The following is a 25,552-nucleotide window of genomic DNA, read 5'->3' on the forward strand; positions in this document are numbered from 1 at the left end:
TAACACAGTATAGCTATTTTTTTGTATTATTAACAATCTTTAAATCAGTTATTTATAAATTAATTTCCAGTTATAGCCGATAAGTCAACTATTTTTTTATCTTTGTTGTGCCTCTTAAACCCTAAAAACTAAACCCTTGTCTTCAATTGTAATCCTTTCGTCGAGTGTACGCAATGGCAGAAAAAGCCCTCAGGTTGCACGGTATACTGAAGCACCACAACCGGCATCCGTCATCATCCCTTTCCTGAAAGAATGTAAATTTTCCAATTTTGAAGGGCGCTTAACACTAAAAAAAATTGATGGCACCCCCATGCGGCAATTTGCAAAGGAGATAAAAAAAGCAAATGGTGTAAGCAATGTAATCCCTGCATATAATGGTGGTTATCCTGCGGGTTTACAAAACGCAGCTAATCATTTCTATACCCAATGGCACAGCCAACCTGTGGTGAATGCTACCATATCCAATGGGTTATTTGGTATAACACAGGTAATAACTTCACTACAATTTACGTTATGGAAAATGAAGTCATGGACCGTACCTGCCATGTTCCCCGTTCCAACTGCAGATAAAACGTTTGATGAAAGCGGCCATGCAATAGAAAAAGAAGCAACCGAAAAGCGTGCAACTGCATTTATAGCCGAATTGATGTGGTGCATAGAAGCAAACAAAAGAATGAATTAGCACAACTCAGCAGCAGGCAAATGGCCCGTTTTTGACATACAATAATTTTACAACATTTTAATCCCAATACCTATCTCAAGATTTTCTGATGACCACATTGTACTACTTTTAAACAAGAAAATTTAAAAAAATGAGCAGGTTATTGAGATGTATTTTACCCGTAATTGTCCTTACCGGTCTAGTACCGGCATTATCATCAGCCCAATACAAGTTAAAACTTAAGTATAACAATTCCTCAGTATATGCAGGTATTGAAATTGGTTCTAAAGGTGTTAAGATGAGTTTACTTGAAATAGCAAGGAACTCAAAAAAAATCGGGTCGTTCAACATTTTGAAAGATACTTCTGTTAACACCGATTTTATCACTTTTAATGACGCTTCGTTTAGCGCTACTTTAACCAGTGTATGTAACTTATACGCCGCTGCATTTCTAAACTACAATATTCCTACAGAACATATTTTTACAGTAGTAAGCAGCGGTGTAAAAATCCAGGCAGAAAAAGATAATAAACAATCCTGGATCAACCGGTTGGCCGACTCAATCCGTTTTAAAATGAAAGAGCCCAAAAGGGCGGTTGATGTGGTAGATGTGCTGCAGGAAGCACGCTTATCGCATCTGGGTATTATACCAGAATCAAAGAGATATACCACTTTCTTAATTGATATAGGAAGTGGCAATACCAAGGGTGGGTATTTTCCGAACGGTAATACTAAAGACCTTAAACTTTTTCAATTGAGCTGGGGTACCAAAAGTACCGCCAACGCTACAGAAAAAAGATGTGATGGTGATAAAAGCATTGCCAATTTTTCAAAACAACTGGGCAGGGTAATTGCCGGGCCGGTAAATACGGAAGTTATTTACACAATTAATGAAAGCGGCGCTTATAACATGAGCGATAACATTGCTTTCAGCGGCGGTATTGCATGGTCAGTTGCAACATTGCTTTTGCCTGAACTTACTGACAATGCTGTAGTGTCGGTTACCTATGATGATGTGGCAAAATTCAGCGAAAAATTATCGGCCAGTTACAACGCTTTTTCAGATAGCGCCATAGTTAAAAATATAAAAGACAATACACTTGATAAGGCTGCCATTGCCAGAGAAGTTAAACGGGTTCACCAGGTTTTTGATCAAAGGTCCTTACTGTCTGGTACCGCATTGCTTCTTAAAATCATGCGCCAGTTTGAAGGAATCTATGAAAAGAAACAATTTTATTTAATAAAAAACGGCCAGGTAGGCTGGATCTCTGCTTATGTTGATCAGAACATTTCCCAGTAAAATCCTATATCCCAGACTTGTTTTTTGTTAACTAAATTTTGAACTCATGAAAGATAATAAATCTTCTCTACTGCTGGTAGTATCATTGCTTTTACTCTCACTGTCACTGGTTTTGCTGGCCATCTGGGGCTACCAGTTTTTCAATAATAACAACAAGGGAAACAGCAGCCTGCAAAAACAAACATCTTCTGTTGCTTCCATCAACGCCAATTTACGCGATTCATTGCTGGACGCGTATTCCAGAACCATCAACAAACTGGATGTAAGAATCGGTACTGCAAAAAATACCGCAGACTCGCTGATGGAAAATGTAGATGATAAAATAACCGAGATCAACTCTTTAAAAGAAGAGATCAGGATACTGTTGAAAAATACCGTATCAAGGGAAAGCCTCAATAATGCACGGGAAAAAATTAATGAGCTGCAACGAAAAATTGACCAGCTGCAGAACAACATCATTACTGTTGAAAATGAAAACAAGCAATTGAAAGCGTTACTTCAGCAGTATGATAAGGATGGCTATGAGCAACAGCACAACAATGCAGCTCAATCACCTTCTGCACCTCCTGCTAAATTGCCTGCTGCAGAAAAAAAGTCACCTGCGCCAACTTTTTTATTAACGGGCATTCGTGTGATGGCCTTTTCAGCAAAGGACGATAAAGAACAGGAAACGTTGAAGGCTTCAGAAACAGAAAAGATCAATGGATCATTTACAGTAAAAAGTAATGCAGCCAAAGACAATGCCGATATTTATGTTTGCATTATGCAGCCTAACGGTAAAGTAGTACAAAACTCAGATTGGGAAGTAGGAGCCTTTGATACCCCCGAGGGAAGAAAAATTTATTCTCATAAAATAAATACCAGGTTCGACAGCGGCGAGGAAAAGCTGTTGCATTTTTCTGTAGGTGCCGATCATTTCGAAAAAGGAAATTATACGGTACTCATATACTATAATGGCCAGGTAATAGGTAAACTGGTGATGAGCCTTTCCTGATACCAATTTTATCCAATGCGGGATATTTATTTCGTCTGTATTTCAGAAAAGCTATTGAGTAAATCCATAGCTTTTTTTGTATCCGCACTTTTTACAAATATGTGGTCGTGATAACAGGCGGCTACTACATTACAGCTGATACCAGCCGATGCAAGGACGTTTGAAAACGCAGCTGTAAACCCCACCGCTTCCAATGAAGAATGCACCTTTAAAGTAATCCAGGAGGCGATAAAAGAATAGCTGAGCAGCAGCTGATCCGCTTTGTCTTTTTTTAGTATTACCGTATATCCTTCCTGCTCTTTAAAAATTGAAATAACATCCAGCGGATTTATTGCTGTTAGCTCTTTGCAGGTGCAAAAAACAAATTCGCCGGGATTATGTATTGGCTGCATTGTTTTTAAAAGAATATCAAGGCTTTTTTCTGCTGTCTTCATATTTATAAAAATTGAGTGCTGCCTTTTGTATCATACCCACTTCAGCTTAGCTGTCAACACGGATGTCCGCATTTTTTTTATGGTATTGTAAATAAAAATTATCTTCCTCCATATCTTCTATCCAGTTATATTCAATTTCAAAAGCAACTTTCCGGGCATAATCAACCCCATGGATATCGGATAAAAAACCGAGCGACATATCCATACCCGCACTCACTCCGGCTGAGGTATAAAATTTATCCGCTTTTGTCCAGCGGGCTTTTTTAATCCATTCCACATGTTGCCCCTGTGTTATAACCCAGTCAAAAGCTTTTTTATTGGAAGTTGCTTTTCTGCCATCCAACAGCCCTGTCTTTGCAAGCAATGCACTGCCAGTACACACGGTTAAAACATACTTACTTTGCCCACAAATTTCGATTATCTTCTCAATTAGCCCATCATCATTCACTGCAGCCCTCGTACCGTGCCCGCCCGGAATAAGAAAGATATCAACTTCATTCCTTAAATCGTTCATACGCTCCGTTACAATTGAAATGCCATGTTCATTTTTAATTATTCCTCCCGCAAGTGAACAAAAAGAAACCTGGTATTTATCTTTTAGTCTGCCAAAAATTTCTACCGGCCCAAACACATCCAATGTTTCAAAATCTTCGAATAATAAAACTGTCAAATTCATCATTTAATTTTATATTTTATCACTTCAGTTATAGAATGATATTGACTACACAATGTTTAAATGGCATGAGCAATTTAAACTTGTCTTCAAAACAGCTGTTGTTAAATCTAAGCTTTAAAACAAAACCAGTAAGTACACGCTCCGATGCTATAATAAACCCTAATAGTTTTTTACAAACACAAACAAGTCTGTCGGTTGATTATTGCATAATCGTAACACTTGCTGCAGCATGAAGCCCCATCACACTGAGCCTTTTCCAATCGTTGGCAAAAACGCTGTCTTCCCTTACATCTCTTTCAGTAATGACGTAATCTGTTTCCAGGACGGCATCCGGATTTATTCTTTTACCGATTGATACCGGTGAAACGTGAATGGCTTTATTGGTAAATGACTGAATTGTTTGCATTATATCCGGCAGGCTTTCCAGGTTTTCTATAATGGTTCGGATGTCTGAGGCATGCGCCTGTGGCATCAAACTAAAACTCACAAAATCGTGCGGCAAACTACCCGGCCTGTTACGGTTAAGTGCGGCAAAATAGGCATCCGTTCCATAGCCGATTTTTATAGATGGAAAAGCAGCCTTCATCAGCCCATATCCTTTTTCCATCAATCCCGCCGGAGTTACAGCATGCTTTTTATCGAGCAACAGCACTGAGTCAATGTACTGTACGACTGGCTTTATTTCCTGTAAAAGAAGTTGAAATGTTTCGTCATATTTATCTGCAAAAAATAACACCAGTTCCAGCCTTGCGCCCAGCTCCGCCACAATTGCCACATCCTTTTCCAATTGCTGTGGCCAGCCGGCTCTATCCAGGTACAGCTCTGTACGGTAATGGTGCACGTTGTTTTCATTAAAAAATTTCTCCTGCTTACCAGTCAAGGCTATTTGTTCCAACCGCATGCTATAACCAATTTTGGATGTGGTATTCGTTGGTACTTCTATTTTTGTCGAAGGTCTTTTTTCTACCGCAGGGTTTGAATTTCCGCTGACAGTCAACACAATTTTTTGCTGCATCTTATCTCCTTTTTTTACCACCACCGGAAACGGAATGCGCTGTGGCGTGGAATAAGTTTTAAACGAACTGTCGCTCCAGTTCCGCTGATCTTCTGTTTCAAAAATATCACCACTGAAATAAAGCTTTGCAGTCATTGCTTCGGCAGGCTTCCATTGCATTTGCTGTATTTCTTTAAACGGCTGATCGGGTGAAACCAATTCAGGAAACGCAGCCGTATATACATCACCCGAAGGTTCTACAATAGTTGCCGGTTTTCCTTTTGTTTCCTTTAACGGATGCAATACACACAGGCCAATCCGGTTCTTTTTAAAATCGCTCAGCGCCAGGCCATGCATGGTAATGCTGATGCTGCTGTCTGCTTTACCCTCAATTACAAAATTGGCACTGTATTGTATGCCGTTAAAATTATACAATGCGATATAGCCGATGTAAAAACCATCATCGCCTGCATCTACTATTTCATTGGTAATTTCAGGCACAATGGTGTCCCAGCTTTCGTTTCTTACAGCACCATATATCATGCGTACAATTTCTGTGCTGCCACATTTGATATACCGCAGGTTGCCTGCTTCATATATGCAGGTTAGGTTTCCGGCCTTTAGTAATTTGTATGGCAGTAAATGAACGTCTAGCGCAATGTCAAAACTTTCCTCAATCATTTTCTTTATGTATTTTAATTAGTTGACCTTACTATTAATTTGGTATGCTAACTGTCAATATGCGCTGGGTTCAGGATAATTTTTTGACGCATCGTCCAGCACCAGCAACCAGTCACTACCGCGGCCCACAGAGGTTGGTGTAAATTCTTTGCTGCCGGTATTGTCAAACTCACCCAATGCGATGGTATATCCATCTCTTGGATTAAACCACCAGCCACGCAATTTCGGGGCGGCTAATTTGGAAGTATTCACGGTTGTCTTTCTGCCATAGGGAATATACACCATCATAAAATCTTCAGCAGATGACATGGCCGCCATTTTGTATTCCAGCCCTTCCGGATTATTACCGGCAATAGCCGATTGATCCATCACCAGTTTTTGCCAGTTCCGTTTTTCAAACATGCGCCGCATGTAGCCTACCTGGTAAGCACCCCGGTAATTCATAGCCACGTGCCAGTTGGTCCGTGCGTTGTTGACTGGCTCCCGTTTTTCTGTATACATCTGCCAGATATTGTGATCGCCATACGTATGTCCTGCACCACCGGATAGCATGTTCCAGTAAGCTGCCTCCCTTGTATCAAAATCATCCATCCAGCCTTTCTCGCCGGGATTCCAGTCATTGGGATGATCTTCATAATTGGGTTCAGCATTTAGATGCGGTTTCGCATTTTGCAACGTATAGGCTCTGATATTGGTTTTATAATCGGGGTTGCCCACTTTATGGCCCGTCTGCGACATATGAAAATCAATCCATGCATCGTCAGCAAAAAAATCGTAGGAGCTTGAACCACCGCTGGGATGATAGGTTAATAAATGTTTGTTTTGATCCACTGATCTAATACCTGCTGCCATGGCCCTGATGATGGCATAATGTGTTTCGTTTTGAGGTATGCGATCGCCTCCCAACACCCATACAATGGGTTTGTTCAAATATCTTTTAGCCATCCAGGCGCCAAATATTTTTGCGTTTTCAGGAGTAAAAATTTCAGGGCCTGTACCCCATTGATCTTTATACCATTTATCAGCCCAGGTTGGTAACAGGGCGATGATAAGCCCATTTTTCGCTGCTTCATTAATTATAAAATCAACGTGCCTGAAATAGGCTTCGTTGGGTTTTGTGGGATCATTATTAATTAAAGGTTTAGCCCCATAAGCGTTGGGTGTATTCAGCCCATCCAGCTCTGCCAATGCAACCGCCTGTATTACCGTAAAGCCTTTATCAGCACGGTTTTTAAGATATTCGATGGCTTCTTCCCTGGTAAGGCGGTGAAACAATTCCCATGCAGTATCACCCAGCCAGAAAAACGGCTTACCATCTTTTTTTAAGAGATAATGTTTATCGGCACTCACTTTAAGTTGTGCCGTAACGGAAAATGTCAGTAAGTTTATAAGGAACAAACTCAGCAATCGTTTCATATTCAGAGGTCATTTAAAGTAAAAAATTAAAAACTTTGCCTGCTGTTTGAAAGTTACTGATTTAATCATTTGACTTCAGTAAATAAAACATTCTTATTTTAAACTTCCGTCAAATCACATTATTTCCGCAACGATAAATCCTGTTTTCGACTTTTTAATTCTTAATTCTGGCATCCGATATCTTATCCATGCAGTTTCACCCGCAGCACAATATCATCCGCCGTAATGTACAACACATCTTTTGTTTCATTAAAAGCGCAATTGGAAGTTTTTCGTACATACACTTTTATCAGGCCCAGCAATTTGCCGGCCGGCGAAATAATATTTATGCCATCAGGGCCGGCACTGAAAATATTGCCATACTTATCCAGCTTAAATCCATCAGCACCTTGTTTTACAGCGGCTTTTATTTTTAAGTCAGTTCCATCAAGCAATACGCCACCACTTTTAATATCGCCCTTTTCATCGAGGTTATAGGCAAACCATTTCGGGTGTGTATCCTCACTGCTGGCAACATACAAAATTTTTTCATCCAGCGACAAGGCGATGCCGTTGGGGTTGGTTATAGAGTCTATCAGTAAACTGGTTTTACCCGCTGCATCAATTTTATACACGCCTTCAAATTTTAATTCTCTTGTCGGATCTTCGGCCCGTTTTGGTAAACCATAAATCGGATCAGTGAAGTAGATATTGCTTTTACTGTCGGCCACCAGATCATTCGGACTGTTATATTTTTTTCCATTGTAATTGGCTGAAAGTACCGTAAAATCGGGCTTCGGTGAATCAAGCGGAGCATTCAATCTTACCACCTGCCGGTTACCAGATTGACATAAAAGCAATCTTCCATCTTTATCCAGCGCAAGACCATTGGCGCCATCTTCGCCCCCATCCCGTTTTATTGCCGCAGTATAACCAGAGGGCGTTAAATACAATTTTGTGGTATCACCGGCCTTCCATTGAAATATTTTATTTTCCGGCACATCTGTAAACAACAACATTTGTTTGGCTGCAATCCAAACCGGCCCTTCACTCCAGGTGAAGTTTTTTCCAATCACTTCCAGTGTGGCGTTGCTGTTAATTAATTTAAAAGCACTGCTGTCGTAAATTTCTATTTTACCAATTGCACTGTCAGGTGTTGCTGTCGTTTTATCATCCGTTTGATTGTTGCAACTATACATGCTGATGGCACATAGGGCAGCTGTAACAAAGAAAATATTTTTCATGATGGCTTATTTTAGCAATGATAAATTTATAGATAATGATTGAAAATAAACGCCTGCCCGCTGACCAGCGCTTTGTCTGCATTTTGCTGCCGGCATATATTTTGCAAACCCAATGCATTCATGGCTGCCAGGTATAAATCAAGCAATACACCTTCTGATACGATTGTTACAGCCGCATATCTCTTTTGCAATAAATCTTTTAACTCGGCGCCAATGAGCAGGCCGCTTAAATACTGGTAGTTGTCTGCTTTATTCAATGCCCCAAACAATTGGTTGGTACGGATATGAAAAATAGTATTGAGTACATTATTATCCACGGAATCCTGAACACCTTTTACAAACCACCGATTGTTTACAGTAGTATCTCCGGCTTCTACTGATGCTGCTAAAATACTCTTCGTTCTCAGCAGGTCAAACAATTCACCGGTCATATAAGTGCCAATATTTATTATTAGGCCATCCTGCACCGTAATATGTTTGGAATGTGTTCCAGGAAAAATAAACAGCTGTTCAGCCGATGTATCTTCAATGCTGCAGCCCACCAAAATGGTTTCTTCACCCCGCATTACGTCATTGCCCGAGCGAACACCAGACACAATGATCAGGTTATGCCGGAACAAATCCGTAGCCGGAATAAAGTGCGTTTCAAGCCCGGCTTTTTTTATATAAAACGGGATGGATTTATAAGGCAATTCTATCATCCCCAAGGATGACGATGCCATGCCTGAGATAATCACCGTCACTCCATCTAAAGTCAACCCGGCCTGTTCTTCCAGCTCCTTAATGGGTTTCATTAAACTATTGGTGTAAAACAAAATTCTGTCACTGTCTCCGGACTCTTTATACGAAGCATGAGCAGCTGCAATGCCTTGTGCAGAGCGACTTTCGGCCAATACTTTTTCTGTACCAGTTTCAATCAACCTAAGCCTGAAAGAACTCGTGCCCCAATCGCAACTGATAAAATGTTTCATGACTTTTTTTAATGGATGTTACAAAAAATAGCTGTCGTTTTTACCAGGGTGATACGGTTTATTAAATGTCTGTTGTGATTGTTTGTATGCGTTCCACTTTACCTACCAAAACTATATAGCACAATGCGCCGGTAATGCCGAGTGCACCAATGAATATAAGGGCCGGTTCAAAACTGGCTACTGGCAAGTCAAATAGACCTTACAAAATGAACACTCTATTTTTTGACTTTTTACTTTTGAATTTTTACTTTACTTAAGACTTACAAATTACTTTAACCCTTCACGCTACCATTCCGCCACACTCCCATCCGGATGACGCCACAATGGATTGTGCCAGTTATGTCCCTCCTGTTCCATTTTTATCACATAGGCCTCGTTGATTTCGATGCCCAGGCCCGGCCCGGAAGGAATTTTTACAAACCCATTTTCATAATCAAAAACAGAGCGGTCGGTAATATAATCCAGTAAATCGTTGCCTTTGTTGTAATGGATGCCCAGGCTTTGTTCCTGTATAAAAGCATTGTGGCAACTGGCATCTACCTGCAGGCAGGCAGCCAGCGCAATGGGCCCCAGCGGGCAATGAGGCGCTGCCGCCACGTCAAACGCTTCCGCCATCGAAATAATTTTTTTACACTCTGTAATGCCACCGGCGTGTGATAAGTCCGGCTGAATAATATCGACATATCCATCTTTCAGCAAATCTTTAAACTGCCAGCGGCTGAACATTCTTTCGCCGGTGGCAATGGGTATAGAAGTCAGTTGTGCAATATCTCTCAGGGCTTCATTGTTTTCAGGTAACACCGGCTCTTCAATAAACATCGGGTGAAACTGTTCCAGTTCTTTCGCCATCACTTTTGCCATTGGCTTGTGCAGCCGCCCATGAAAATCAATACCAATACCGATGGCATTTCCTACTGCGTTTCTCACACTTGCAACGCGGCTTAATACGCGGTCAATTTTATCATAGCTGTCTATATATTGCAACTCCTCCGTAGCATTCATCTTAACTGCGGTAAAGCCATTGGCTACTGCCTTGGTGGCTTCATTGGCAACATCGGCGGGCCTGTCGCCACCAATCCAGGAATATACCTTTATACTATCCCTTGCTTTACCTCCCATCAGCTGGTAAATGGGTGCGTTAAAAAACTTTCCTTTGATATCCCAAAGTGCCTGGTCGATACCGGAAATCGCACTCATTAAAATTGGCCCACCGCGGTAAAAGCCGCCACGGTACATCGTGTTCCAGTGATCTTCAATATGCATCGGGTCTTTGCCCACCAGGTTTTGCATCAGCTCCTCAACAGCCGCTTTTACGGTGGCGGCCTTGCCTTCAATAATCGGCTCTCCCCAACCCGTTATGCCTTCATCGGTTTCAATTTTTAAAAACAACCAGCGGGGCGGTACCTGGAACAATCTGTACGATAGAATCTTCATAAATATAGCTTAACTGTTTAATGCTGTAATTAATTGTTGGGCTTTGTTGGTAAGGGTAGTTAAATAGGCTTCATCGATAGTAGCCTTGCTATTTACCAGTGCACTGCCTATACCGAATGCAACAGCACCGGCGGCTGCAAAGGTTTTTATATTACCTGCGTCAATACCACCCGTTGGCATTACCCGGATATGATTGAGTGGTGCTAAAATATTTTTAATATAGGCTGCGTCTGGAGCCGGAAAAACCTTTACAATATCCGCCCCGTTATTATGAGCCGTTAAAATTTCCGTTGGCGTATAAGCGCCGGGAATACTGATTCTGCCAGCGTCCCTGGTAGTTTTAATTACAGCGATATCAAGTGCAGGCGAGATTAAAAAAGCAGCCCCGGCTGCAATGGCATTGTTGGCATCGCTTACATTTAACACCGTACCGGCACCTATCAGCATCCTGTCTTTAAAAGTTACACTTAATTCTTCTATCAGTGGTAAAGCAGCTTCTGAGTTCAATGTCACTTCAAGCAAACGAATGCCGCCAGCATACAACGCTTCGGCTATACGCACAGTTTCTTTTGGCGGCATGCCGCGAAGAATGGCGACTATTTTATGATCGAGCAGCCGGGATAATAGTTGCATATAATTTGAGATAATAAATTTGTTCCTGGTTCAAAAAAGTTAACAGCATCAAATATAAACAAGGAACATTGAATTCATTTTTTTTATAAAAGTACCTTTATGATATAAACTGTAAACAAAAGGCAATACAGCGTTGCATATTATTAATGCCTTTCTTTTCTTTGCTGATTTTATGTAAAATTTCCGGGCTTTATTTGGGTGCAATCAGGCATTTTATTTTATCTCCTGAATTACCTGTTTACTAATTTTACTATTTTTAGTAATACTTAAATGATTGTTATGAAAAAAATGTGTTTGCCGCTTCTGCTTTTTTTATGTCAGACTCTGCTGGCACAACAATTATATCAAATGCCGGAAGGTGTGCGGCAAAGCACCATCAGTACCTTTGAAAATATCAACGGTATCAAAAATGCCGGTGGAAAAACGAATAAAACCGGTAAAGGAAATGCCTTTGAAGATCTGAAAGCCGGCGCATCTAAAACACTGCTGAATGTACAGGGCGCTGGTATTATTCAGCGGATGTGGTTTACGGTGAGAGACCGGTCGCCTGAAATGTTGCGCAGCATGCGCTTGCGCATGTACTGGGACAACAGCTCCAAACCCGCTGTAGACGTACCTTTTGGTGACTTCTTTGGTTTCGGCTTATCCAAGATGATCAAATTTGAATCGGCGCTTTTTTCAAGTCCGGAAGGCCGGTCATTCAACTGCTATATTCCTATGCCTTATAAAACCGGCGCCAAAGTGGTGATCACCAATGAAAGTAACAATAACATTGAATTGCTTTTTTTCGACATCGATTTTATACATCTTGTAAAACCTGATCCAAAGGCGTTATACTTTCACGCCTACTGGACCAGGCAAAAAACTTCTGCCCTCGGCAGCGACTTTGAATTTTTACCTGCCGTAAAAGGCAAGGGAAGATACCTTGGTGTAAACATGGGTGTAAATGCAGACAAACGGTATGCAGACACCTGGTGGGGCGAAGGCGAAGTAAAAATCTATAAAGATGGCGACGATAAACTGCCCGGTTACAATGGCACCGGTTCGGAAGATTATATTGGTACCGGCTGGGGACTGGGTACTTTTACCAATATGTACCAGGGAGCAACCATTGCCAACGACAGCACCAAACAATATGCGTTTTACAGGTTTCATATTCCCGACCAGGTATTTTTCAACAGTAGTTTCCGCGGCACCATTCAGCAGATTGGTGGCGGCGATCTGGAACTGGTAAGAAAACTGATCAAAGAAAACGTTCCCTTAAAACCAGTAACGGTACAATCAGAAGCAGGCTTCAATAGATTACTGGATAATCCGCTGGATATAAATGATGCAGCGTTTCCAAAAGGGTGGGTTAATTTTTACCGGATAGATGATTACTCAGCCACTACTTATTTTTACCTGGATAAACCTGTTACCAATTTAGCGGCGTTGCCCGAGGTAAGTGAACGGATTAGGTAAAGTTTTTTTCTGCAAAACCAAAGCCAGATAATGACATTGCCTGGCAGCAATATTCAACAGCAGTAATACGTAAAGGTTGCGGCTGCTTAAACTATTGTGGGGAGTTAATTCTATTCCCTCATTATGATTGTGTCATCAACCACTTTTCCAATGGCCCATGCCCTACTGTCTTAAATAATACAATTCCGCTAACTTTATTTTCTTCTCCGGCCATTCCTCCTGTATAATACTATAGTAGGCGGAGTTTCGGCGGGTGTTGTTATCCCTTAGCATATCATTTCTAAAAATACCTTCCAACTGGCCGCCTATTTTTTCAATTGCCTTTCTTGACCGCACATTATTTTCGTCCGTTTTTAACTGCACACGTGCTGTATTTAATTTTTCAAAACAATGTGTCAGCAACAGTAGTTTGCATTCGAGGTTAACAGGTGTAGCCCAGTAATCAGGATGCAACCAGGTGGAACCAATTTCAAGCTTCAAATTTTTAGGCTGCAGGTCCAGTAACGATGTACTTCCTATTATTTTATTTTCTGCCTTATGAACAATCACAAATGGAAACCTGGTTTCAACATTCCGTTCAGCGAGGGCTGTAGTCAATACCGATAAAATTCTCGATGAGTCCGTACCATCAAACGGATAAAATTGCCAAATGCGCTCGTCTTTTGCCAGTTGTTCCAATACCGGGAAATGCATTTCTTCCAGCGGAATTAAATTGACCGTTTGGCCTTGTAAAATGGTGGGGTAATTTATCCAGCTGCTCATCCTGCATTTATTGATTTACCGGCTATAATTGTAGCTGCGAAGATAATCGTATAGCCAAATAATCATCTCTCAAAAAAATAGCCTTAAAAAAAATAAATTTCTACCCTATAATGCAACCCTCATAAAAAATAAGTTGTCAGCTTTCAAAACGAAGTATATGAAAAAAAATACCCGGTATCTGTTACAGTCCCTGTTTGCGTTTACAGTGATTACGATCCTGTTTTCATCCTGCATAAAAGACACGCTCAAACGAACCCGAACCTATACCATGTATACCCCCGTGTACAAAGAAAGAGCAGTTGTGCTGAACTCTATCAATGGCAATGCTTCAGAAGCCATTGACCAGGCAGGTAAAATTTATGTAAAGGATAATTTTATTTACCTCAACGAAGTCAACAAGGGAATTCACGTGATTGATAACAGCAATCCTGCCAGTCCGCAGCGGGTTGCTTTTCTTTCCATTCCCGGCAATACCGATATCGCCATCAAAGGCCACACACTGTATGCGGATATGTACAGCGACCTGGTTGCGGTGGACATCACTGATATTCATAACACCAAAATCACCAGTACAATCAGTAATTTTTTTCCTGGCCGTGCCCAGTTTTACGGCCATGCTACCAACTTTAATGAAATGATTGTAGTTGACTGGATTAAGAAGGATACCACTGTGGAAATAAATGATTATGTTACTCCGCCGGTGCCGGGTACCTGCAATGGTTGCTATTTTGCAACACTGTCATCATCGGCAGATGCAATCAAGTCTTCATCTACAGGAACCGCAGGCTCTATGGCGGGCATGGTGTTAATGAAAGATCATTTATATGCGATTACCGAAATGCATAGCCTGGGTATTGTAGATATTACCAACGAAACAACCCCAAAACTGGATACGAGTTTCTTCGCCGGCTTTGACCTGCAAACTATTTTTCCCTTTGAAGACAAATTGTTTCTCGGCTCAGCAATTGGCATGTTTATGTTTGATGTTAGCGACCCGGTGCATCCTGTAGCTGTTGGTGAGTTCTCTCACGGAAGGGCCTGCGACCCGGTTATAACTGACGGCCACTATGCTTATGTAACATTACACGCGGGCGACGGTTGCGGAGGCAGCTCCAACGAACTGGATGTAATTGATGTAAACGACTTAAAAAATTCAAAACTGGTAAAAACCTACCCGCTAACAAAACCCACCGGACTTAGCAAAGATGGCGACCTGCTTTTTATTTGTGATGGTACCGATGTAAAAGTGTACAATGCTGCTAACCCTGCTGACTTGCAGCTATTGCAAAAGATAACAAGTAAAGATCCGTATGATGTTATTTCGGGAGATAAGAAAGCGATGGTGGTGTGTCCGGACGGCTTATACCAGTATGACTATAGTGACGTCAGTAACATCAAGCAGTTAAGTTTCTTTTCTATTAAAAATTAATTGTACCCCGTTTTATACATTAGCTAAAGACGTATCACTAAACAACATTTTACCGGGCTTAGATAGCCCGGTATTTGTTTTTTTAAGATTAAAAATATTGTTATTCATGCAAATTCTCCTAACCTAATCCTTCATGGAACAATTATTTCCGCATACAGATGCCATTGTACATCAGGCAGTATTTTAATGTGCTGTGGTTATTATTTTATCTGCACTATGCCCGGTGATACCAAAGGAAACAGCGTGAAGACTTTTGCATCGTGACCCGGGATGATGTATTTGTTATCAGAGGCCAGCGTCTTCATTCTTTGCATGGCTTTTACATACCCTGCGGGATCAAGTGTGCCTCCAACGGAGGGCGGCGTTAAATGCTCCAGGCTATAATATATCCAGATGTTGTCAGATGCCAACACCATTTTTTTAGTGCCGGTATTCACCATAACATATTGAGAATTAAAAGTGTGTTTTGATCCCGTGTACACCCTGATACCTGGTATAATTTCTTTATTGTCTCCTTCAATCAATGTTAACCTGCCAGCCAGGTTTGCGGCGATAATTTTCAGCACATCCCTTTTATTAAAGCCACCGTTATTACCATTCTTTTGCCAGGCGGTTGCCACAAAATAATTGAAGTCTTCTTTTTGCATCCAGATTTGCGCATTGGGAAAAAGATCAATCCCGTCGATGTGATCCCAATGCGGATGGCTGATGATGATATCGGTAATATCGCCGGGCTTTATCCCGGTTTTTAACAGCATCGAATCCGGCCGGATATAATTGACAATACCAAACTCTTTCGCATCTTCAATACCACTTAAAAATCCTGCATCCAGCAAAATATTTTTGCCGTTTTTTTCTTTTATCAGCCAAACCATAAAATCAATCGCCACGCTATCGCGGTCCGGGCCTTTATATGCCCAGGCCGAAACAGGTGATGGTTGCGCTGTAGAAGCAAAGCGCAATGCATACACATCGTACTTATCAGGCTGGCACCATGCACTAAGGGAAGTGGCCAGCATTACAAGCAATGCAAACAAGCTATTTTTCATTGTATCATTTTTAAGCAATCAGCCGGCATCGCAACAGTGATACGCAGCACTATCCTTGAATAATTGACCAAGCCCCGATACTATACAACACAGTTGCTTTGTATAGCAATGGATAGCTATTGTGCACAATCCAGCTTTGCTGCATATTTGCTGGAGCTGCCAAAACAGTCTATTCGAATGCCCGTATTTCCGTTTACCCAAACCCAGCTGAGTTTCATAAATACGGGATCTTTTTTTGGTATTTTTACTTCGTAATAATAATAGCCGGCGAGTGTTTTGCCATCGCACTTTTTAAGCAGTTTTGCTTTAAAATCGTTTTTACCAAAAATACTGTCGATGGTAAATTTAGGCTGTAATTCAGGACTTAACGGCGAGCTCACAATGCTGAAAGAAGTATAGCCACTGCGGGGGCCTTTCAGCATCACGTTCCATTTGACAGGTTGACCGGCCTGCATAAAACTGCGACCGTTAATGGTGAGATCTGCGATACCTATGCGGAAAAAATTGATGCTGGTATCGTCGCTCATGGTAATTTTATTTTCTTTCCATTTGACAGCAAATTTTTTGGGATTGTCCACCGCCCAGTCGCCCACATTCTCATAACCGTTGGCATCCGTTACCAGGCTTTTAACAAGATCATACAATGTGGGTTTAGGTTGTTGTGCATACATGATCGTGGTGCAGCAAATAAAAAAGGCGCTTAAAAAAAGTTGCTTCATGTTTTTAAAGTTAAAACATTTATTGAATAGTTTCCGGTCTCCTATTCTTGCTTTTTACAGAATAAACTTTTTCACTGAAAATAATTTTGTCACCAGCTTTTAAATGGTAATAACGTTAAGTTAGAATTATAGTATTTCGTTTCGCCGGTAACTTCCCTTGTTATCCATGCCGGAAGCGTAAATTTTTCATCTTCACTTAACAGTTCTATTTCGGCTACAATCAACCCTTCATTGTCGCCCAAAAATTCATCTACTTCCCAGATTTTATTATCAATCAGCAACTCGTACCGGATTTTAGACAATTCCGAAGTTGAAAAAGCATCCAGCAATTCCCTGGCATCGTCTAATGGAATGCTGTATTCGTATTCGGCTCTTGTCGCTCCATCATTTTTGCCTTTTATTGTCAGCCAGCCTCCTGCGTCCGTTAACCTTACGCGGATGGTTTTATTTACATCTGTCAATAAATAACCCTGCCTGTATAATTGTCCTGCCGGCTTTTTGGTGGCTGCCCATTTTTCTCTGTCCACTAAAAACTTTCTTTCTATTTCCTGTGCCATACATTTTATTACTTTTAAAACTGCCGCAACAAGGTAATGCCTTTCTTTGCAGGGCCGTTATTTATTGTTAAGTAACTTTGATCTGTATAAAACTTTTCTATGGACAGCTATCAACAAGAGGCGTTTGCTGAATTAGTGGTTTGGCAAAATAAGATGATCCGCCGTCCAACAATATTGAATAAACTGGCCAGTACACTCCAAACAAAAATCAATAGCTGGATACCTGAAAAAATACATGTTGCCATAACGACTGTTATTAAACAGATGATCCGGGGTGTTTTATTTGGCGCCAAATATACTACCGGGGAACCTTTAACGGATAAATCGCTGGAAGTGCGGGAAACGGCCGTGCAGGAAAGAATAAAGTCTTATAGAAATACGGCTGCGGTAGAAGGTGGCATAACAGGGGCAGGTGGCATATTATTGGGCCTCGCAGATTTCCCGCTTTTAATTGGCATTAAAATAAAATTGTTGTTTGACATTGCAGCCTTGTACGGATTTGATGTGGCCAATTATAAAGAACGGGTGTATATACTGCACATATTTGAACTGGCTTTTTCCAGTCACGCCCATAGAAATGATGTTTACCTGAAAATAGCTAACTGGGAAACCTATGGTGAAACGCTGCCTGCAAATATGGAAGACTTCGACTGGCGAAAATTTCAGCAGGAATACCGCGATTATATTGACCTGGCAAAGATGGCGCAGCTTGTTCCGGTAATTGGTGCACCGGTTGGTATCATCGCCAATTATCAACTCATCAAAAAATTGGGCGTTACTGCAATGAATGCTTATCGTATGCGATTGTTTAAATGATGATTGCATTAATAACGGCTGGCATCCGGCGGACTACTGATGGCTTTGCAAAAACGTTTAAAAAGTACTTTTATGCACCGATCATTTTTACTAATTTTCTAGTCTCTAAAAAGTAATGCAAAGAAACTAAATAGAAAAATAAATAGTAATACTCAAATGTAAGAAATGCTTTTAGACCTTCGACTTGGTTTGCTTGAATTGAAAGATATCTGGAGGCGATTACAATCATAACACTTAAGATACACCAGGTCTTAATTATAATTTTTCCGTTGTGGTCAATTGACATATCCCTATTCTGAACCGTCCATAACTCGTTCATGATTTTATAAGGAGCTACCAAATTAAAAAATGGAATCAAAAAAGCAAATAATGCCCAAATAGGTTTATAAGTCAATTGCAAACGCGAAACTCTGTGTGCATTTACATATTTGATGTAAAACCAGGTTGACAACAGAATTAAAAATGAGACGACAATAATATTATTGATTAAATATTCTATCTTAAGTTCTCTCATTATATAAGGAAATTGAGTCTTAATTAATCCGTTGCCATCAACAACCCTTGTCAAAGTGATTATTGCATAAATTCTAACCAGGACCTGTAAAATCTTATAGCCTATCAATAAAAGAACTATTCCTTCCAATAACTTAAACAATAAATTTCTTTTGTTCACAGAGTAAAATTAAAATTCACAGCTAACAAATTCACTTAAGTAATAGCTCAAATAGTTGCAAGCTGCAAACGAATGTAAGCATTTATTGAACGCCCTCCACCCTTCGATAAAAGCCGCCATAAAATGATACCGTACAAGAGTGCAATGCCAATGCAGCCGCACAAAGCTTCCCGGTCCGGGCAATAATTATTTTATTATAAACCGGTAGGTGCCGGATGAAATGTCGAGCTTTTCGGGTACCTGTCTTCCATCCTGGTAAACACGCTGTCCGGTTGGTACGTCAAGCTTAACCGTTGCGCCGGAATTGGCAGGGATGGTGGCGGTGAATTCGATTGTTTGCCCTACCCTTTTCCACGAAGAAATGATGGTGCCGTAAGGACCCTTGTGGCTGGCGGTAAAGTGACTGAGACCGCTTACAAAATGCGGTTGCAGTAAAATATTTTTAAAACCGGGATGGGCTTCGTCTACCTTGATACCGCCGAGGCCTTTGAAGAACCAGCCTCCGATTTCGCCAAACATCATATGGTTTAAAGAAATGTCTCTTTCGGATTGTATGTTCCAGTTTTCGTACAACGTGGTGGCGCCGTTTACAATCCACCAGCCCCAGGAAGGATAGGTATCCTGGGCTGCTAATTTGTAGGCTGCTTCAGCCTGGCCGTTATCGCTGAGTGCATTCAAGATGGCTTTGGCGCCCAGCACGCCCACATCCAGGTGCATACCATCGGCCGCAACACGGGCGGCGAGATTGGCGGCTACCTTACCTTTTAACTCCGGTGCCACAATGCCCCATTGCAGGGCCATGCTCATTTCGGTTTGCAGTCCGCTGCCATAGACGTTGGTAGCGGAATTAAAATATTTATCGTTGATGGCTTTTTTAATTTTTGCTGCCAGGGCGGAGTAATATTTTTCATCTTCCGGCTTGCTGAAAAAACGGGCCGCCTTGGCGAGGATAGTAGCATCAACAAAATAATAAATGGAAGAAGTGTATTCCAGCGGCGAAGAAGATTTTACCGGCACCCAGTCGCCGCGGCCAAAAGTGGTTAAGCCGCCGGGGCTGATGCTTTCTACATATTTCAGGTATTGTTTGATGTTGCCATAATTGTCTTCCAGCGGTTTTTTATCACCGTAAAATAGATAGAGGTTCCAGGGAATGATGGCGATGGTGCTCGTCCAGTCGGTACCGTTGGAAGTGCCATAGCCCCAGCCGCCGGTGGGTACAATATCCGGAAGTATGCCGTTGGGTTGTTGTTCGTCGCGGTGATCGGCCATCCACTTTTCATAAATGGTAATGCCATCAAAATTAAAGAGGCCGGTTTCCACCGCAAAATGACCATCCCCCGTCCAGCCATTTTTTTCCCGCTGCGGGCAATCGGTTGGGTAACCCATCAGGTTGCTCAAATAGGAATTGTTGGTAGCCCACCACAATTTATTAATGAGCGGGTTGGAAGATTCGAGGCTGCCCACGGGCTCCACATCACTGTGCATAAACCAGCCGGTTACATCTTCTTTTGTGAGGGTGATGGGTCTGTTGCTGGTGATTTCCACATACTGAAAACCCTTGTAATTAAAGAGGGGCATAAACTGCAACAGGTCTTTGCCATTGAGTATTACAATGTCGGTACCATAAGGATCGGTATCGTCTGTCGGGCGATAGTACACATCAATATTCGACATATCTACATGACCATTTTTGTACAGGCGCTCCCCGTGTTTGATGCGAACGATGGTTCCATCTTCGCCGGTAAGCCGCGTTTGTGTAACCCCGGCGATGTTCTGACCGAGGTCGAACACATAACAGGTATCGCTGAATTTGTTGACAGAGCGGGCGGGTATTTTTGTAACGTTGCGGATTGGCTGCATCAGCTGGCTTGTAATTTTTTGCGATGGCGTAGCACGCAGGGAGATTTCGCTCCACGCAGTGTCGGTGAAATTCACTGTGTTCCAGCCGGGGATTTCTTTATGCATATCGTAATGCTCGCCGGTATAAATGCTGTTGAATACAATGGGACCGCTGTGGGTTTTCCAGCTGCCATCGGTAGCAATGGTTTCGGTACTGCCATCCATATAGGTGATGCGGATATCCATGCAAAATGCAGGGCGGGCACGCCAGGGCGCCCTATCGAAATTCCATACGGCCATGGACTGGTGATTGTACCAGCCATTGCCCAGCAATACGCCCACAGCATTTTTACCTGACTGCAATTGGGCGGTAATATCGTAGCTCACATAGAGGTTACGCCGGTCGAAGCGGGTGTACATGGGATCAAGGCGATGGTTGCCTACTTTTTCGCCATTCAGGTACAATTCATACAGACCAGCAGCTGCAACGTAGGCCCTTGCTGCTTTAATTGCTTTGCCGGCTGAAAATACTTTTCTGAAATAAGGCGCTGCGGTCGCATGAATACTGTTGTTGTCACTGATCCAGGTGCCTTTCCAGTTTTGCATGTTCATCATTCCGGTTTCGAAACTTGCGACTGCGCTGGGTGGCAACGGTTTACCAAGCTGGTTCCATAGCTGTACCTGCCAGTAATATTTTGTAAAGGGCGCCAGTTTGGCGCCGCTCATGGTGATGATATTTTGTTTGAAATCATTTTTCTTAGAATCCCATGTGGTGGCCGACTGACGGATTACAGCGGCGGAATCTGTACCGACGATGATGCGGTAAGCTGTTTGGGCGGCACCTTTTGCGGTGTCTTCCATTGCCCAGGAAAGTCGTGGATTATCCATATCAATACCGATTGGATTTACAAGGTGCTCGCATTGAAGACGGGTAACTTTTTGGCTGTACACGTAGTTACTGATGGTAATAGCAGCAATCAAAAACAAAGCCTGTAAAGGCAGCAATTTTACAAAACGCATGGTAAGGTTTTAAGGAGAAAAATTTTCAGTAAATTAAAACTAAATGAGCAAAGCGAAAGCTATTTTTTGTTTCACACAAAGGGCACAAAGGATACAACGGCGACAAAGTCAGCTATAAGCTGACTTAATTGATTGGTATGCCAAACCAGGTAGTCTTTTTTTCATAGAATAGGGATTTACGTTTTGCTTTTGGCCGGCTAAAATAATGGACCAGGAATTCCTGTTGTTCCTTTACCTGGACATCTATTACATCCATGGATTTTGTCAGCTGCGCAATAAGTGCAGCGGCATTGGCATCCGGGTTACTGATTTTTTGAAGTTTATTTTTAGCGGCTTTCAATTTGTTGCTGGCCGTATCCATCATTTCCTGAATTTCTGCATCTTGCTTTAGCGGTGTAAATTGATTGTTCCAATATTGCAGGTAGGTATTGAGCAGGAATACGCCATCATTGTAATCAGCCACGGCTGAATTGTACAAATCAACATCTCTATTGCGGTTGTAATTTTCTATTTCTGCGTTAAAATGTTGCAGCCGGTCAAAGATGAGCGCATGCTTTACGCCATTACTTTGTATGCGGCGGCAGGCTGCTTTTAACTGTTCTATGTGATCCAGCTTTTCATATTGCTGCAAAGTATCTGAAAAATTAAAAAATGGTTTGGACTGATTTTCGGCAGTTCGCTCTTCCATAAATTCCTGGCTGGTAACCGGGTAATTTAAAAATTGCCAGAGCGGATCAAAAGGCATGTGCGATTTGATCAACGCAGAAGGCTTCGCCATATAAAACCCGTTATTGATCTTTTTTACAAACTTTCTGTTGGCAAGATAACCCGAACCCCAGGTGGGATCGAAGAGCCACCAGGCGCCGTCAACATAAGCCGCACACCAGGCATGCGGAATATAATCTGTAAAACCATTTTGCCTTGTATAGCCATCTACCACAAAAGATTTTATACCAGTCCTTAAACAAATATCATTAAACAGGGCGGCAAAGTTTTCACAAATTCCTTTGCGGGTTGTAAGCGGTTTACTGATCCGCTCATCTTGCTGGCCATAAAAATTAATGGCAAACATATTATCAGCATCGTATGCAATGTTGTTTACAATCCAGCTAAAAATGGCCCTTGTTTTTTCCTTATCATTTGTAAAATTGGCATTGATATAAGATGCGATGCCTTGTGTTGTGGCTGTTGCTGAATCTGGTATTTGCAGCATTTTTTTATCTATGGCTGCAAACTGTCCCTGCGCCGTAGTTTGAAGTGCAAGCGTACCGGTAAAGAACAGCAGGATCAGGACAAGTTTAATATGTTTCATACGTAATACAGGCACCTTAGTTAATAAGTAAACAGCCAATTCGGGACATGCCCGTTTGAATTCTAAAGATAACGGGTAAAAATAAATGCGCATTACTATTGCCGTATTATTTTACCAGCACATGCATCCATATACCAATTACTTAAAAGCCCCCATTGGTCATTGGGGGCTTTTAAGGGAACATTTTTTGCGTTTGTCCGATTATTTTTTTCTGGGGATTAAAAATCGCAGAACGATTCAACTTTATACTCAGTTACTCATTGGTAATATCCGTACTCGTGCTGTGCCCGTCGGTTTTATAGATGTAATGATCTTTTTTATTTTTTATGAATTTCGCCTTTAGCTCTTCATGAAGGCTGGCAGCCTGCCGCTTACCATTTACGATGAGTTCTTCGCTGTTTAATGTAAATGAAAGCTGGTTTCTGTCTGTAACAATTCCTGCATCAACCAGGCGATTGATAATATCTGTAACCGCGTCATTGTTTAAAACCGGCAGGCTAAGATTCAGTTTGTTTAACACGTTTTGTGAGAATTGTTTTTGCAACTGCAGTTGCTGATTTTTGATGAGTTGCAAGTTGTGATTTAGCTGCAGTTTGTTTTGCAGGGTGAGCTGATTTTTCAGCAACAGCTTTGATTTGCCGTCTGCATATTGATGCTCATTTTCCAGCTGCTCCAGTTGCAGTTTCAGTTGTGCGTTTTGTTCGGGATCGTATTCAGCGTCAACCAAACTTTTCGCTTTATCCTGCAGTAATTGTTGCTCACTTTTTAACTCAGCCAGCTGTTGACTGAGCTGCTCACTTTTTTCAAAATTGAATTTTTGTTCTATCAGCCGCAAGTCCTTATTTGTCATTTTTAATTGCTGTTGTTGCAACAATTTCAATTGCCTGTTCAGGTGAACATTGTTTTGCAGTACAAGCTGGTGTTGATTTTTTTGCAATGTTTTTTGCAAAGCAAGATTATGTTCTGCCTGTAATTTATCCTGTAAAAGGGCGCTGTCTGACTGTTGTAATAACTCATCCTGCAGCACCAATTGATGGTCTTCCTGCAACTCTTTCTGTGACTGTCGTAATTTAAGTGCCTGCTGCTTTTGCAAAGCATTCAGTACCTTTTCACGGCGGCCGCTTTCTATTTCGTCAACCATCTTTTTGTAATCAATGAAGTTTTCTTTGCCTACTGCCAAATCATCCACCTTCAGTTCACTGATGGTATCATTTGTTGTTGTGTAGCTGTATTTTTTTCCGTCGCTGCCCAGGGCTGTTACCGTGCTGGTTTTCTTATTGCCATCGTAATTATCGTTAGCTGAAATATTTTTAAAACTGATCCCCTTGCCCGGCACAGTATCGTTTGCAGAGGGCAGGATTGCTGCGTTTTCACTGGTTGATTTTATCTCATTACTTGTGCTATTAAAGGTTGTAAAGGCTGTTTGCTTTGCCGCAGGTATAACATTTTGTTTCGGGATAAATGCGAATGCGGTTGCTGCAACCACCACCAGCACGAGCGTTATTTTCTCCATGGCATTTAATTTTTTATTTTCATTGGTGAGTATTCTTTTGGCACGGTTGAGCAGGCTGTTATTGCTGCCCAATGCCAACGCATACTGATGTTCTTCAAATTCTCTTTCTTTAAAACTGATCAGCGCCTCCAGGTACAATTTTTTGTCTGCACTGTATTCCAGTACGATATCATCACAGCACGCTTCTCTTTCTTCATGTATCAGGGCAGAAAGCCAGCGGACAAACGGGTTAAAGAAGAAAACCGCTTCCACCAACCGTTGCAACAGGTTGACTAAAAAATCCTGCCGCCTGATATGTGCCAGTTCATGTACCAGTACTGTCTCTGCCTGTTCAACAGAAAGGTGGGCAAACATACCGACTGGCACCAGTATGACAGGTTTTAAATATCCCAATACAACAGGAACTTTTACCCGGATAGATTCTTTTAATATCACTTTGGTGTGCATGCCAAGCAGGCTTGCCAATGTGTACAATCTTTCCTTCCAATCCTGCGCTGCTTCCATGGCACCGCCGGACCGGAGCTGCCAGACATACCGCATGCCGGTAAGCATTTTTATACAATTGAACAGGAAGACGATCGCCCAGAAAGTCGTTATGAAACCTGCATATTGATCTCCTAAAGAAATAAATGTCTGAAAGAATGTTTGTCCGCCATTGGGCGCCTGCTGATAACTTACAGCATCCCCAGACGTTGTGTTGGTTGAAAGCTTCACCGGTTTGGCACCGGCCTGGCCGTTACCGGACAAATCGTTTGTTAATCCTGGTTGATTCAAAAACGTGATCAGCGCCATGACAATAAAACCTGCAAACACTATTGTCAGCAGGTTATACCGAACTACTGCTTTGGAACGCCTCGTGGCCAGTATAATGCAGCCCGCAATGGCGGCCGCAACCAGGCCCTGCCAAATGGAATGAAGCAAGGTCCAGCAAATGGCTTTTACCAGGCCGGATGAAATAAAACCAAATAGGAATACCAATTTCATA

At 41.8% G+C, this 25,552-nt stretch carries 22 protein-coding genes; 6 read left to right on the top strand and 16 right to left on the bottom strand.

Annotation, left to right across the window (positions count from 1 at the left end):
• The first annotated feature begins 136 nt into the window (after positions 1-136).
• The 3 genes from QWZ08_RS05520 to QWZ08_RS05530 all read left to right on the top strand — a co-directional run bounded on the left by QWZ08_RS05520 (position 137) and on the right by QWZ08_RS05530 (position 2,955).
• Positions 137-682, top strand: coding sequence for an NADPH-dependent FMN reductase (locus QWZ08_RS05520; protein WP_290336245.1), 546 nt, complete (start codon positions 137-139; stop codon positions 680-682).
• Between the two features lie 130 nt (positions 683-812).
• The gene (locus tag QWZ08_RS05525) at positions 813-1,961 is read left to right on the top strand and encodes a hypothetical protein (RefSeq protein WP_290336246.1); all 1,149 of its coding nucleotides are present in this window, start codon (positions 813-815) and stop codon (positions 1,959-1,961) included.
• 46 nt (positions 1,962-2,007) lie between these two features.
• Entirely contained in the window at positions 2,008-2,955 is a 948-nt protein-coding gene (locus QWZ08_RS05530) for a DUF8428 domain-containing protein (RefSeq protein ID WP_290336247.1), read from the top strand.
• Positions 2,956-2,981: 26 nt separating this feature from the next.
• On the opposite strand, the gene QWZ08_RS05535 is transcribed toward QWZ08_RS05530, so the two are convergent.
• The 8 genes from QWZ08_RS05535 to QWZ08_RS05570 all read right to left on the bottom strand — a co-directional run bounded on the left by QWZ08_RS05535 (position 2,982) and on the right by QWZ08_RS05570 (position 11,417).
• Entirely contained in the window at positions 2,982-3,389 is a 408-nt protein-coding gene (locus QWZ08_RS05535; RefSeq protein WP_290336248.1) for an ACT domain-containing protein, read from the bottom strand.
• A 46-nt stretch (positions 3,390-3,435) separates the two neighbouring features.
• Positions 3,436-4,068 carry a DJ-1/PfpI family protein gene (locus tag QWZ08_RS05540; protein ID WP_290336249.1) on the bottom strand — a complete coding sequence of 211 codons (633 nt, stop codon included), beginning with the start codon at positions 4,066-4,068 and terminating at the stop codon, positions 3,436-3,438.
• Positions 4,069-4,264: 196 nt separating this feature from the next.
• Positions 4,265-5,740 (bottom strand): D-apionate lactonase family protein, encoded by a 1,476-nt coding sequence (locus tag QWZ08_RS05545; protein ID WP_290336250.1) that lies wholly within the window; start codon positions 5,738-5,740, stop codon positions 4,265-4,267.
• Between the two features lie 54 nt (positions 5,741-5,794).
• Positions 5,795-7,156 (bottom strand): glycoside hydrolase family 140 protein, encoded by a 1,362-nt coding sequence (locus QWZ08_RS05550; RefSeq protein ID WP_290336251.1) that lies wholly within the window; start codon positions 7,154-7,156, stop codon positions 5,795-5,797.
• Between the two features lie 182 nt (positions 7,157-7,338).
• Positions 7,339-8,379 carry an SMP-30/gluconolactonase/LRE family protein gene (locus QWZ08_RS05555; RefSeq protein ID WP_290336252.1) on the bottom strand — a complete coding sequence of 347 codons (1,041 nt, stop codon included), beginning with the start codon at positions 8,377-8,379 and terminating at the stop codon, positions 7,339-7,341.
• Positions 8,380-8,405: 26 nt separating this feature from the next.
• Positions 8,406-9,350 (bottom strand): 2-dehydro-3-deoxygalactonokinase, encoded by a 945-nt coding sequence (locus tag QWZ08_RS05560; RefSeq protein WP_290336253.1) that lies wholly within the window; start codon positions 9,348-9,350, stop codon positions 8,406-8,408.
• A gap of 285 nt (positions 9,351-9,635) precedes the next feature.
• Positions 9,636-10,784: a galactonate dehydratase gene (gene dgoD / locus QWZ08_RS05565; protein ID WP_290336254.1), complete on the bottom strand. Its 1,149-nt coding sequence runs from the start codon at positions 10,782-10,784 to the stop codon at positions 9,636-9,638.
• Between the two features lie 9 nt (positions 10,785-10,793).
• Positions 10,794-11,417 carry a bifunctional 4-hydroxy-2-oxoglutarate aldolase/2-dehydro-3-deoxy-phosphogluconate aldolase gene (locus tag QWZ08_RS05570; RefSeq protein WP_290336255.1) on the bottom strand — a complete coding sequence of 208 codons (624 nt, stop codon included), beginning with the start codon at positions 11,415-11,417 and terminating at the stop codon, positions 10,794-10,796.
• Between the two features lie 279 nt (positions 11,418-11,696).
• Here QWZ08_RS05570 and QWZ08_RS05575 point away from each other — a divergent pair, with 279 nt between their 5' ends.
• A complete protein-coding gene (locus QWZ08_RS05575) occupies positions 11,697-12,878 on the top strand; it encodes a glycoside hydrolase family 172 protein (RefSeq protein ID WP_290336256.1) in 1,182 nt (393 codons plus the stop codon).
• A gap of 162 nt (positions 12,879-13,040) precedes the next feature.
• Here QWZ08_RS05575 and QWZ08_RS05580 read toward each other — a convergent pair whose 3' ends face one another.
• A complete protein-coding gene (locus tag QWZ08_RS05580; protein WP_290336257.1) occupies positions 13,041-13,640 on the bottom strand; it encodes a GNAT family N-acetyltransferase in 600 nt (199 codons plus the stop codon).
• Between the two features lie 157 nt (positions 13,641-13,797).
• Between QWZ08_RS05580 and QWZ08_RS05585 the strand changes: the two genes are divergently transcribed.
• Complete coding sequence (locus QWZ08_RS05585) at positions 13,798-15,069, top strand: LVIVD repeat-containing protein (RefSeq protein ID WP_290336258.1); 1,272 nt, start codon at positions 13,798-13,800, stop codon at positions 15,067-15,069.
• A gap of 200 nt (positions 15,070-15,269) precedes the next feature.
• Here QWZ08_RS05585 and QWZ08_RS05590 read toward each other — a convergent pair whose 3' ends face one another.
• The 3 genes from QWZ08_RS05590 to QWZ08_RS05600 form a co-directional block, all read right to left on the bottom strand.
• On the bottom strand, positions 15,270-16,118 hold the full coding sequence (locus QWZ08_RS05590; protein ID WP_290336259.1) for an N-acyl homoserine lactonase family protein: 849 nt from the start codon (positions 16,116-16,118) through the stop codon (positions 15,270-15,272).
• A 116-nt stretch (positions 16,119-16,234) separates the two neighbouring features.
• The gene (locus QWZ08_RS05595) at positions 16,235-16,837 is read right to left on the bottom strand and encodes a hypothetical protein (protein WP_290336260.1); all 603 of its coding nucleotides are present in this window, start codon (positions 16,835-16,837) and stop codon (positions 16,235-16,237) included.
• A gap of 89 nt (positions 16,838-16,926) precedes the next feature.
• Positions 16,927-17,394: a CYTH domain-containing protein gene (locus QWZ08_RS05600; RefSeq protein WP_290336261.1), complete on the bottom strand. Its 468-nt coding sequence runs from the start codon at positions 17,392-17,394 to the stop codon at positions 16,927-16,929.
• Between the two features lie 99 nt (positions 17,395-17,493).
• On the opposite strand from QWZ08_RS05600, the gene QWZ08_RS05605 reads away from it, so the two are divergent.
• Complete coding sequence (locus QWZ08_RS05605; protein WP_290336262.1) at positions 17,494-18,210, top strand: EcsC family protein; 717 nt, start codon at positions 17,494-17,496, stop codon at positions 18,208-18,210.
• Between the two features lie 70 nt (positions 18,211-18,280).
• Here the strand turns inward: QWZ08_RS05605 and QWZ08_RS28180 are convergent, their stop codons facing one another.
• The 4 genes from QWZ08_RS28180 to QWZ08_RS05620 all read right to left on the bottom strand — a co-directional run bounded on the left by QWZ08_RS28180 (position 18,281) and on the right by QWZ08_RS05620 (position 25,551).
• Positions 18,281-18,724, bottom strand: coding sequence for a DUF4328 domain-containing protein (locus QWZ08_RS28180; RefSeq protein ID WP_353960474.1), 444 nt, complete (start codon positions 18,722-18,724; stop codon positions 18,281-18,283).
• A 345-nt stretch (positions 18,725-19,069) separates the two neighbouring features.
• The gene (locus QWZ08_RS05610; RefSeq protein WP_290336263.1) at positions 19,070-21,742 is read right to left on the bottom strand and encodes an alpha-L-rhamnosidase; all 2,673 of its coding nucleotides are present in this window, start codon (positions 21,740-21,742) and stop codon (positions 19,070-19,072) included.
• A 124-nt stretch (positions 21,743-21,866) separates the two neighbouring features.
• The gene (locus QWZ08_RS05615) at positions 21,867-23,054 is read right to left on the bottom strand and encodes a transglutaminase domain-containing protein (RefSeq protein WP_290336264.1); all 1,188 of its coding nucleotides are present in this window, start codon (positions 23,052-23,054) and stop codon (positions 21,867-21,869) included.
• A gap of 253 nt (positions 23,055-23,307) precedes the next feature.
• The gene (locus QWZ08_RS05620) at positions 23,308-25,551 is read right to left on the bottom strand and encodes a M56 family metallopeptidase (RefSeq protein WP_290336265.1); all 2,244 of its coding nucleotides are present in this window, start codon (positions 25,549-25,551) and stop codon (positions 23,308-23,310) included.
• Position 25,552 lies beyond the last annotated feature (1 nt).

It is taken from the genome of Ferruginibacter paludis (assembly GCF_030409685.1).
Classification (GTDB): Bacteria; Bacteroidota; Bacteroidia; order Chitinophagales; family Chitinophagaceae; genus Ferruginibacter; species Ferruginibacter paludis.